The organism is uncultured Jatrophihabitans sp. (assembly GCF_964244045.1).
Classification (GTDB): domain Bacteria; phylum Actinomycetota; class Actinomycetes; order Mycobacteriales; family Jatrophihabitantaceae; genus Jatrophihabitans.
Genome location: NZ_CAXTHK010000060.1, coordinates 1 through 10,840 on the forward strand (window position 1 = coordinate 1; position 10,840 = coordinate 10,840).

The following is a 10,840-nucleotide window of genomic DNA, read 5'->3' on the forward strand; positions in this document are numbered from 1 at the left end:
ACTACTCGAGGCAGGCGGCTTCCGACCTCGACTACACCCTCGTTCCGGATGAGCCCGCAAACCCCAACGCGAGCAGCTCATCGAACAGCGTGATCGCCCACAGATGCGGGTCCTGCACCAGCCGCGCGGTCACGTAGTCCAGGAACGGCACGAACGGGTCTGCCGCCCGCTTCCGCTCGCCGGGGGCCTGCTCGCCGCTCAGATACCTGCGGATCGTCTTCCGGTCTCGCCCGGCGTGACGGGCGATCGCCGAGATCGACCACCCCCGGGCGCGTAGTGCCTGTAGTTCCACGTCTTCTCCCCATGTGAGCATGAGCAGGCGGGTCCCCTCCGAGCAGCTGGTGAGTGGTCAGAGACCGCCAGCTTGGAAGGGGACCCGCCCGACTCGGCGGAGCCACACAGGTGGGGAAATTCGACGAGCATCACTGGGGACTTTCGATGAGCGCCGTCAAAATCGCAGATCGTGGTCAGCGTGGACTCGGGCGAAGACATGAGGTCCTCGTAGCGGACCGTCAGCACGTCAGCGTGCTTCGGGGCGAATTCATGCTCGCTGCGGGCGTGCCAATCGGCCCACAACAGCCCGTTCGCAATGGCCGAACGGCTTCCCCAGGGCAGTTGTCGCATCGAATGCGCGACGTCGCGAGGGTTACGCACTACCCGCAGGATCCGGGCGTCGGAGAAAGCGCTGCGCACTTGCGCGACGTGCAGAAGATGGTTGGGTGTCTTCTCGACCCAGCGCGGCTTGCCCTGCATCCGAGCATTGAGTTCGATCAGCGCGCGCAGCATTGCCTGGACCGACGGCTCCGTGGCCTCGAGGTACGCGTGCACGTCCACGATGGTGACCCGAAACAGGTGGATTACCCGCTGGTTAGCAAGCGCAAGCGACTCGAGCAAGCGCAGCGCAAGGTCGGGCCAATATGGGTCGTCGACCGCGGCACGTAGTTCGGTGACAGCTTGTTGAAGAATTGTGACTCCGGAGCCCCGGCGACCAGGGGATGCGAGGCAATCATTGAGGCGACGAGCGTAGTGCCGGATCGAGGTGCACCCACCACGAATATCGGCATCGGTGCCCGGGGTAGGCACGTCGGTGCGGCTGGCCCAACCTGGGGCCTTGTGGCCTGCGTTGCGGTCGTTGACCGGGCGGACGCTACAGCCGGAATGACCGTCATCCCCGCCCGTTGCGGGGTAGGTGGTGGCGACACGGCGGTTTGTTCGAGCCCGCCCACCGGCCGAGGCTCAATCGAGTCCACCGAGCACCTCCGCGATCGTTGCGGCCCGGTGCTGCCATCCGTGGTGGGCCCGCACGAGGGCCGTCGCTGCGGCGGTGGCCGCGAAGCCCGAGTCGTCGCGAGCGTCGTGGTCTAGGCGCCGGGCGAGATCGGAACCGTCGGCGGCGATCTCGAGGATCGATTCCCGAGGCAGCATTGTCTCGAACTCACCACTACGCGGCAGCGTCCCCAACAGTCGGGCACCGCCGGCCAGGCCCTCCAGATACCGCATAACCAGCGGGCTAAAGCGGCCCGACCGTTCGGGATGGTCGAGGTCGGGTGGAGTCACCACGAAATACCTCGCCCGCCCGACGAGCCGACCGAGTTCTGCCGGGTCGGTAATGGCGCCGCCCTGCGACACCACGTACTTGAGGTTGCGCTGCTCGCAATACTCGCGCAACGCGGCGTGGATCGGCTCGTGAAGTCGGCCCATCGAGAACGCGAAGATGTCACGCCCGCCCCCCCCAGGTACGAACACATCAAGATCGGCCCCGAACGGCAGGTGCACGAACGGAACTTTGGGGGCCATGACAGCGAGCTCCTCGAACGACTCACGCATCGCGACGAAGCAGGGCCGGAGCTGCATCCCCCGTGCGAACACCGACAGCCTTCGCAGATGATAAGGCCACGCGTCAAGCACGTACGCGCTGCGGTGGACCCGGCCCCCGGCCAGGGCCGCCAGCAGCACGGGGGTCTCCGGCTTCGCCGCCAGTTGCATCCAGAAGAGAGTCCTAGCAGAGCGAACGCGGCGCAGGTCACTGCGCCACTCGGCGCTGTGTTCGCGCACCCGTGGCGGCGAGAACACGACCGCGCCGGCCTGCTGTTCGAGAGCGTTCGTGACAGGTGGGCCGAGTGTCGACCAGTTGATCCGAGGGTTCAGCCTGTCGTTAGTGAGAACACAGAGGCCCGCACGGCGACGATCAGTCATCGGCGGCGCGATTTGCACGGGGCGACCTCGTCTCTAGTGCATGGCGGCCCACGTGCCGCGGGCTGCTTGCCGACTGCCGCGTTCGATCGGCAGGGACGGCCCGCTGACCACGAACGCTTCCCACGAATTCGGCTAGTGCCAGGCGGCCGACGAGCATGAGCACAAGAAGGTAAGCGGCGTTTCCCACCACCACCTGAACCACCAGCACAACCGCGTCGGGCTGCCCCTCGACCGGACGCCGAATGAGCAGCATGGCGACCGCCATGACCGCCGCACTGGTCACAACGGGCCACGCCCGACGCAGGACGAAGGCGGCTGTCAACCCGATACGGCGCCATGCAATCCGAGAGGTGTAGGGCAGCATCACCCACGATCGGACAAGGAGCCCGACGGCCACGCCCCTGACGCCCCAGTGCAGGCCGACAACGATCGCAACTACGCCGACAAGGGTGCTCACCAGCCCGCGCCGAAACTGGGCTGCCGTAAGCCCGAGCGCCTGGAACAGTGGCCCCACGGCGCCCGAAATCACCTGCGGAGGCGCGGACAAGGCCAGGATCGCGAGCACCGGCCCGACCGAGACCCACCGCGGGCCGTAGAGCACCGAGACGAACGGCGTTGCGCAGCACGCCAGGCCGACGCTGACCGGGAAGGCCACCGTGGTCATGACGACGACCGTGCGGGCGTAGGCCTCGCGCAGTCGCTCGCGGTCTTCCGCAAGGCGGGCGAACGCTGGAAACAGGACCCGACCCAGGACGCCGGTGACCTGCTGCACCGGCAGCATCATCAGGTTGAACGACCGGGCGTAGATGCCGAGCGGGGCGGCGCCAAGGAACTTGCCGATCAGCAGGTTGTCTGAGTTGCGTCCCCAGTAGTTGATGATGTTGAAACCGACGAGGTGGCCGCTGTAGGCCCAGAGCTGACGCACTGCCGTACGGGAGAACGTCTTGGTCGGCCGCCAGCTGACGGCTCGAGACATCATGGTCGTCGTGAACAGCACTTGAACGAGATTGCCCAGCACCAGGCTGTACGGGCCGAAATGCAGCAGCGCCAGCGTGACCGTCGCGACGGTGTAGATGACGACAGCGGAGAATTCGATCTTGGCGATGAGCCTGAAATTCATCGACTTCTCGAGCAGGGCAAGCTGTACGACGTACAGCGAAATCGTGAATCCGATGCTGCCCACCATGATCAATCCGGTAAGGCTGCGGTGCCCGAAGAGCAGCGCGAGCGGGTAGGCCAGTCCGCAGAACAGACCCGTCAGGGCCAACCCGCTCAGCGCGTTGAGCCAGAAAGCGGTGCTCAACGTCTCGTGGTCAGGGTCCGAGCGGTGAACGATGGCCGCACCGAGCCCGAGGTCCGTGAACAGCGACGCGAACGCCGTGAAGACCAACACGATGGCAACGAGCCCGTAGTCGGTCGGGGTCAGCAACCGGGCCAGCACGACCGTTGTACCGAATTGCACTAGCTGGATGGCGAGCTTGGATGCCGCCGTCCACGCCACCCCACGCCGGGCGGCGGCACCGACCGACGCGGCGGGCGCGGCGGGGCCGCCGGCAAGCTGCGCCGCCGTCGTGCCGGTCACCGGCATGTCGACGTCTTCGGTGGCAGCCGTCGTGGTCTCCGACGCCAGATTCGGGGGCGGGATCGGCCCACTCACGGGGCGGCCCCCACTGTTCCCGCGGGCAACTTGTCGCGGATGCCAAGCCCGGCGGGAATACCCGCGGATCCACTGGACGGATTGGCCGGTACTGAGCCGACCGGGGTCAGGTCGTTGTCCCCGGGGTTCTTGAATGAGACGTCGCCGGTCCAGTTGCCCCCGGCGGCGTTCGGGACCTCCTCGTGGCAGGAGTACCGCGTGAAATTGATTAGTAACGAATGCGTCACCGCCGTCTGGCAGGGCGCGACGCTGAGGTATTCGATGATGTTCGCTGTGGCAGTGACACCTGGGTTGACGGGCAGCCGCACCGACCCGCTGCCGAACGTGTTGTGCGAGATGGTTGTCGCCTGCACCTGAACCCGCAGATCCATCGACGACCCACCAGGCTTGCAGGCTTGGTACGTGAGCATGCAGCCCTGCAAGAAGTTGCCCTCAACCGTCACGTGGTCGATACCCTTGTGAGCCCCGGGGGAAAACGTGATCGCGGAGTTGAAGCAGTCATAAAGGCTGTTCTGCTCAATCGTCACATGGGTAGTGTCAAAAAGCTGAATGCAGTCTGGATGCTGGTTCGCATTAGTGATGCTCGTGAAGTGCCGGATGGTCGTTTTCCGGATCGTGATATCGGTGTTCCGCGGGTTCGCTGCAATCTGTACCCCGTCCCGCTGAACTCCGCCCTCAATGAGCGAGCTCTCGATCAGCACGTGGCTTGCGCGAACGAGCATCGTCGCGTCCTTGCCGCTCAGCGTCAGATGATCGAAAGTCGTGTAGTTCGCCGACGCGGTGAGGTAGATGCCACCGCGCCCGGACATGTTCTCAAATCGCACATGAGGGACATAGGACCTGAGGCGGCCGAGAACGGGGTGCGCGCCGGGCGCCGGGCGCACGATGGTGTCCTTGGTGCGCTTCGCCGCGTCGGAAGGTTCCCTGAGCATAGAGTCCGGGTAGCTACCTGTTTCGGCCTCCACGACACCGCCGTTGCCGGCCCTAGCGATCGCGCGCCCGAGGTCGGCGCACGGGGCCGATGGCGAACAGTCGCCCTTGCCCATAGGGCTGATGACGGCATTGACTCCCAGGTGCGGCGAAGACGAGGACGAGTCGTGCTTGCCGCCGCCGGTACAGGCAACGAGAAATATGACAACGCAAGCCAGTACGGCGAGCGGTCGGGTCGCCGACGAACAACGGAGCAGTCGACGACATCGGCGCATGGTGCAGAGGCTAACTGGAACCTACCTGCAGCGTCCTGCGTGATAGATGCTTCACGGCCAGGCTTCAGCAATCTAACTCAGCCGAGGATGGCCCCACCTCGGTTGGCGCTCAACCCTTCCGCGATGGAGACCCGGCCCGGACTTCCGCCGCAGGACCATCGATGATAGCACAGGATTCGGCCAATCACGTTTCGATCCACGATGCTCACCCGCTTGTTCCGTGGGACACAACGACGCTGCACGGCGAAAAGGATTCACTGAGCCATCCCGACAACAGCTGATGCATGAAACAACGCCTCGGCCCCCAATGCACGGCGCAACCCATTAGCCATGACATCGATGCGCGACCCGGAGTTCGTTGCAATCTGCTGTCTGTCCAGGCGGGTCCCGAAATTCTAGTGCTGAGCTCATTGAACGGACGTCGAAATTCTTCAACTTCGTCGCTTGGGAACGTCGTGACTGCTCCGCCGTTTACGTGGGCGCGGTGGTGGCCATCGTTCGGAGGAGTTATCAGCAATTCCCGCCAGTGCTGTTGCTTGCGTGATCTATTCGGAGACGCGCTTGCAGGTGATCCGCCAAGGAGATTTGGCCCGTTCGCCACTCCGTGACCCGGGCCGCCGGCTGCACACAGGTCGCACTCGGTTGCTCAGAAGCGCGTCGGCGGTCTCGTCTGCATCGTAGAACTGCACGGGACATCACATCGAGCGGGCACCGCTAACGCTAAACGGCAGTCGTCGTCCCGCCTCTCGCAGCTGAGCCCTAACCAAGACGTCGGCGCGGCGCGGGTGCGACGGCCCGGTCACTTGCGAAACGATTCGGGGTCGCTGTACGGCCTTCGCGCTCGACCAGGGTGCTGATCGCCCCCAGGATGCCGAGCGTAATTACGGTCAGCGTCTGGGTCTGGACGAAAGAAAACTCATCGAAGAAGTAGGCGCACACAGTCAGGATGAGCAGCATTACCCCCACTGCGGCAGCCAAGCCCGCAAGGTAGGGGTCTCGCGCCCGACGTCTAAGCCAACCTGACTGGTACAGCCCCGAGACAAGGATCAGACCCAGCACGGTGGTGGCGATGATGCCACCGCTGACCAACGTGCCCAGCCAAGCGTTGTCGAGGAAGCGGAATTGCCTGGGCAGGTAGGTGCCTGCGCCAATTCCCGTCCAGAGGTGATGACTAACCAGGTCGAAGACCGGCCCGTAATCCTGCGTGCGACCCTTCGAACTCTGATCCGAACCGATGTTCAGGAGCTGATAGCGCAGCGTCGACAGCGTGCCATGGGCACCGAACTGGACGAATACCAGGACAAACATGCCGAATGCCACTGCATTGAAGCGCTGCCGGAGTTCCAGACGGGAGATCGAGAACAGGACCGCGATCACCAGGCCGATAAACCCGGCGCGGCTCACGCCGAGGAGGGTTCCGACGAGCAGTAAGCCGATGCCTACGCGGTGCCAGAAAAATGCCCGTGGTGTCGACGCGTTCTTGATCTGGTTTAAAGCAATCGGCACGAGACAGGCGCAGGCCACGGAGAACTCGATGGGATGCGACCCGGTCCCAGTTGCTCGGTTGGACAGTAGGCCGTTGATTTCCTCGGTCGTCACCGCGAAGTTGAGTCCGGGAACGTTGCGCCACAGCGTGTCGTAGTCGTAGTGAAAGACCCGTTGCACAACCCCGACCGCCGCCGAGGAGTACCCGCCGATCAGCAGCAGCTGCATGGCGCGCCGCAGACCCGATATATGGCGCACGCCGTCACACAGGATCAGGGACAAACCGACTAGGCCGATCGTTGCCGCAAGCTCCCGATATGTCCCATTTTGCTCTGGAGTCGTCAGGTTACGACGGTAGGCCGCAGCAATCGCAACTAGCTGGTTCAGCAGGTAAGCGAACAGCAGAAGACGCGGGATATTTAGTGTCGGTGTCTCGACGCGCCGGAACAGGAAGTAGCAGATCCAGGTCAACAAAGCCAGGAAACCCAGGATGAGAGTGAGGTTCAGGCGCACACCCGGGGGGCCAATCGAATAGCGGGTGGGAACGACAAACAAGACAAGCAGTGCCATTCCTACCAAAGTTGCCGAAGGGTCTCGCAGGATCACCCGCCTGCTTCGTAGGGGTCGGCTGTCGAGCGTCGTCATAGCTCGAGAGGCGTTCGGCTTTCCACCGGTTGATCAGGCGGTTCCAGTCTGAACAGGTCGAGTGAGTCTTGATCAGCTTCAATCCCGTGTCGCGACGGGCGACGCCGGCGTTGCAGCAAGAAGTCAACGAGCTGGGCAATGAGAACGCTGATGAATACGCCGGCAATAGCGATCAGGGTGAGGTTGCGTCCGCGATGCGGGTACGCCGACGAAACGGACGGGTCCACGGACAACAGGTGGGAGGTGACATACAAGTTCGCTGGCGTGTTGAGATCTTTCTGCAGCAACGCCAGTTGCGTGTCGACCTGCTTGATCGCCGCGGACAGCGTCGCGGTGGTACGCGACGCAGAGTCAGCGCCGGCCGTCAGCGCGACGATCCCGCCGATCTTCTCGGCGAATGCCGAGAACCCCCCACCGCCGGCCTGCGCGACTGCCGTGGCGGCCGGCCCAGAGTTCAAGCGAGCCACCAGGGCTGCCTGCGTCGTACCGATACTGCCCAGCGGGTTCACCTGTACCATCGCGGCCTTGGAATCGCCGGTAGAGACCGATGACGGCGGCACCAAGATGACCTGTGCGCCTTGTGAGTAGTCCGGCTTGATACTCCGCGCCTGCAGCACGGTCACCACCGCGGTGATCGCGATGAGCGGCAGGAAGACCCACCAGCGGCGCACGCACGCCGACGCCAAGGTAAAGACATCCATTGCTTTCTAGAACTCCCTCCGCGCCCACTGTGGCGCAAGTACCGGATCTGCGCTCACACTCTCAAGCGAGGACGTCCTTTGCCATCTGGAGTGTCGTGACCCTCAGTCGCCGGTCAGCGATGATGAGTTCATTAGTTCATGTCCTCGATGTTTCGTCTCTGATCCAGACCCTGTTGTTACCAGCACGACTCCACAGCTGTGCGAGCAGCCGGATCCAGACCTGAGTCGCTGCGAACAGCAACGCAGCGTGAAACGTTCGAGGTCGCCGAAACATCTCCATCAGATAGGCGCGCGTCCCTTCCTCGGAGCCCGGATCGACCACCGTGTAGCCCGCGTCGACCATGGCTTGGTTCAGCTCGACCGTGCCCGAGCGCACCCGGACGCTGCGCCGGACGATCGCACGAAGCGTACGGGGTCCGCGCACGCCGAGCCCGTGCTCGGTGAGCGTGACCTTCTCGTCGCGGGCGAACAGCGCATTGATGAAGCGATCGTCGGCGATGACATCCGGAAAGTGATCGAACCGCTCGCGGCCCCGCCTGGACACCGCGTAACACCCCGACCCGAGGTATGCAGTCTCGAACACCGGCAGGCTCTGCCACACCCTCAGGTAGGTGCGGGCCGCTCGGCTGGCCCCCGTCGTGTCCACGCGCAGACGTGGCGCGGCCCCGAGCACACTGCTGCCGTCGTCGAGCGTTCGAGCCAGCGCCCGCAGCGTCTCCGTGGCGATGGTCACATCGGCATCGAGGTACACGCGAGGCAGCACCGACGCGGCCCGATCGCCGAGGTTCAGACCGGCGATCTTCGAGGCGGTGTCGGTCTCGACCACCCGGACGCCGTCGGCGACGCGTTGTCGGGCAACCTCGACCGTCGCGTCCGTGCAACCGTTCGCGGCCACCAACACCTCGAATTCACCGGGCTGCGCATCGGCCAGCAACACGTCCAGACACCGCCCCAGCACTGCCGCTTCGTTGTGGGCGGGAATGATCACCGACGCGATCGGGCGCGCGGGGTAGGTCGTCATGCCGACAGCCGGAAGGACGGCCCGGGCACCTCTGTGGCGATCCGGCCGGCGGCCTGGACCAGGTCGGCGGTCGTGAGTTCTTCTGGAGCCCGCACCACTGCGAGCGCACGGTCGCCGAGCATCCGGGCGATCTGGAACTGATGGTCGTCGACATGCTCGCCGTGCGCCTGGGAACGGGGCACCAGGACAGGGCACAGTCCGAGTTGCAGCGCGGTCAGTGCCGAGCCCGTACCGGCGTGGCTGATCACGACGTCGACCGTCTCGAGCTCGGATCGCAATTCAGCGGACTTGAACTCATGGACTACCCGGCCCGGTAGCTCCCTGACACTCGAATCGAGCACCTGCCAGGTCGTCTCGCAGTCGGTCGGCAGCGCGTCCCGGGCGGCGAGCAGCATCCGGTCGAACGGGAAGCCTCGAGCACTGCCAACCGTCACGAGCGCCCGCCGAAGGGGACGGGGTTCGGGTCGGGGCGTTGTGGCCCAGCCGTCGAAGATGCTGCCTCCATACGCCCATCGACCGTCGGCCCAGGACTCGTACTGGGAGTACAGCTTGACCCCCGGGATACGGGCGACAAGCCGCCCGGAGAAGGACGGTCCATCGACGCGGGTCGCGCTCTCGATGTAGTGCGACGGCACACCGCGCAGCCGGGCCGCCGCGAGGAACGGCGGAGCCAGGCTCGCGCCGGTGCTCACGGCAATATCGAAGTCCTGGCAACGCAGGACATCCAGCGCCTTCGTGAGGTGCCGCCCGAGACCTCGAAAGTCGCGGGGACTCGAGTATGTGGCCCACACGACGTCATGACCAGCCAGCATGGACCGGCTCTGCGTCGTGGGCACGGTGACCCACACGGCATTGGCGGGGTCGATGTCCAGCCGCTGCACCAGGTTGGACAGCTGGGTGAGGTGCCCGCCCGCGGTAGCGATCAACAATGCGCGTCCGTCACCGGACTTCGACACCGCCGCCTCCTCGCTCGAGAACCCACAGACTAGGTGACAACGAGAGCGTGCCACCGCTGAACTACAGTCCGTGCCATGAGTGGCCTGTCGTCCGCCATCCGCACGTTTACCGCCGGTCGGACCTGGCAGCAGTGGGCCCGACTCGCCAACTTTGCCGGCTACGACGCGGCGGAGCGCTTCCGGGCCGACATCGCTGCGAACGTGCGCATTTCACCAACTGCGTCGTTCCGCAACGGCGAACGCATCACTGTCGGCGCCGGCTCCCACATCGGGCAGGGCTCGATGCTCTGGGCCGGCGATGAGACGGGGCGCATCACGCTCGGCGACCATGTGCTGCTGGCGCCGCGGGTCTTCATCACAGCGTCGAACTACGACGTCGACAGTGGGCTCGGGCCGGTGATGGACCTCGCGCACCGCGAGGCCGACGTGACCATCGGCGCCAACACCTGGCTGGGCACGAACGTCGTCGTGGTCGCCGGCGTCACCATCGGCGCGGGAGCCATCGTGGCCGCCGGTGCCGTGGTGACCGGTGACGTGGCCGAGAACTCGGTCTGCGGCGGAGTTCCTGCTCGGCACATCCGTTACCGCGGCGCGCCCAAGTGACATTGCACCGGATCGGCGTCAGTCCCGCAGGTTTATTCGACGGGGCGGCCGGCAACGCCGCGGCCCCTTGTGCGCCGGCGAAGCAGCGCCTGGCTGGTCGGCACCCAGGGTCGTCGGAGCGAGTGGCTGGCCATCGATGTCTCTGATGGAGTAGCACGCCTTGGCCAGCAGGGTCCCGGCGTGGAGCTGGGCTACGTATCCACGCCGCAGATGCAGGTTGCCGGCCCTCCGGTTGACGAAGCGCGGCGTCCCCAGGCGGTTGCCGGACCGGCGCCCGACAGCCCTGCCCGGAACGCCGTGTTTGCAGGCGAATTTCGGGTAGCCGCCGATGAGGGAGTTGGTGAGGCTGGTGGTGCAGGGGCTGCCGACGG

General features: G+C 65.1%; 11 protein-coding genes and 1 pseudogene. 1 reads left to right on the top strand and 11 read right to left on the bottom strand.

Annotated elements, in window-relative coordinates; translation table 11 throughout:
* Positions 1-58: 58 nt before the first annotated feature.
* From ACFFC4_RS21555 to ACFFC4_RS21600, 10 genes and pseudogenes are all read right to left on the bottom strand, one after another.
* A pseudogene (locus ACFFC4_RS21555) lies at positions 59-313 on the bottom strand (helix-turn-helix domain-containing protein); the annotation flags it as partial.
* Positions 199-786 carry a sulfotransferase gene (locus ACFFC4_RS21560; RefSeq protein ID WP_375504726.1) on the bottom strand — a complete coding sequence of 196 codons (588 nt, stop codon included), beginning with the start codon at positions 784-786 and terminating at the stop codon, positions 199-201. The pseudogene ACFFC4_RS21555 and the gene ACFFC4_RS21560, both read right to left, overlap by 115 nt.
* Before the next feature lie 71 nt (positions 787-857).
* On the bottom strand, positions 858-1,169 hold the full coding sequence (locus ACFFC4_RS21565; RefSeq protein ID WP_375504706.1) for a sulfotransferase: 312 nt from the start codon (positions 1,167-1,169) through the stop codon (positions 858-860).
* Between the two features lie 67 nt (positions 1,170-1,236).
* Positions 1,237-1,986, bottom strand: a complete 750-nt coding sequence (locus ACFFC4_RS21570) for a glycosyltransferase (protein WP_375504708.1) — start codon at positions 1,984-1,986, stop codon at positions 1,237-1,239.
* Positions 1,987-2,188: 202 nt separating this feature from the next.
* Positions 2,189-3,853 (bottom strand): lipopolysaccharide biosynthesis protein, encoded by a 1,665-nt coding sequence (locus ACFFC4_RS21575; RefSeq protein WP_375504710.1) that lies wholly within the window; start codon positions 3,851-3,853, stop codon positions 2,189-2,191.
* Complete coding sequence (locus ACFFC4_RS21580) at positions 3,850-4,899, bottom strand: right-handed parallel beta-helix repeat-containing protein (protein WP_375504712.1); 1,050 nt, start codon at positions 4,897-4,899, stop codon at positions 3,850-3,852. The genes ACFFC4_RS21575 and ACFFC4_RS21580 overlap by 4 nt, the downstream gene beginning before the upstream one ends.
* Positions 4,900-5,817: 918 nt before the next feature.
* The gene (locus ACFFC4_RS21585) at positions 5,818-7,113 is read right to left on the bottom strand and encodes an O-antigen ligase family protein (RefSeq protein ID WP_375504714.1); all 1,296 of its coding nucleotides are present in this window, start codon (positions 7,111-7,113) and stop codon (positions 5,818-5,820) included.
* A gap of 71 nt (positions 7,114-7,184) precedes the next feature.
* Positions 7,185-7,889 (bottom strand): hypothetical protein, encoded by a 705-nt coding sequence (locus tag ACFFC4_RS21590; RefSeq protein WP_375504716.1) that lies wholly within the window; start codon positions 7,887-7,889, stop codon positions 7,185-7,187.
* A gap of 136 nt (positions 7,890-8,025) precedes the next feature.
* Positions 8,026-8,910: a glycosyltransferase gene (locus tag ACFFC4_RS21595; protein WP_375504718.1), complete on the bottom strand. Its 885-nt coding sequence runs from the start codon at positions 8,908-8,910 to the stop codon at positions 8,026-8,028.
* On the bottom strand, positions 8,907-9,866 hold the full coding sequence (locus ACFFC4_RS21600; RefSeq protein ID WP_375504720.1) for a glycosyltransferase: 960 nt from the start codon (positions 9,864-9,866) through the stop codon (positions 8,907-8,909). The genes ACFFC4_RS21595 and ACFFC4_RS21600 overlap by 4 nt, the downstream gene beginning before the upstream one ends.
* A gap of 75 nt (positions 9,867-9,941) precedes the next feature.
* Here ACFFC4_RS21600 and ACFFC4_RS21605 point away from each other — a divergent pair, with 75 nt between their 5' ends.
* A complete protein-coding gene (locus ACFFC4_RS21605) occupies positions 9,942-10,469 on the top strand; it encodes an acyltransferase (protein ID WP_375504722.1) in 528 nt (175 codons plus the stop codon).
* An 18-nt stretch (positions 10,470-10,487) separates the two neighbouring features.
* Here ACFFC4_RS21605 and ACFFC4_RS21610 read toward each other — a convergent pair.
* The coding region (locus tag ACFFC4_RS21610) for a hypothetical protein (RefSeq protein WP_375504724.1) at positions 10,488-10,840 on the bottom strand (353 nt) is incomplete at its 5' end.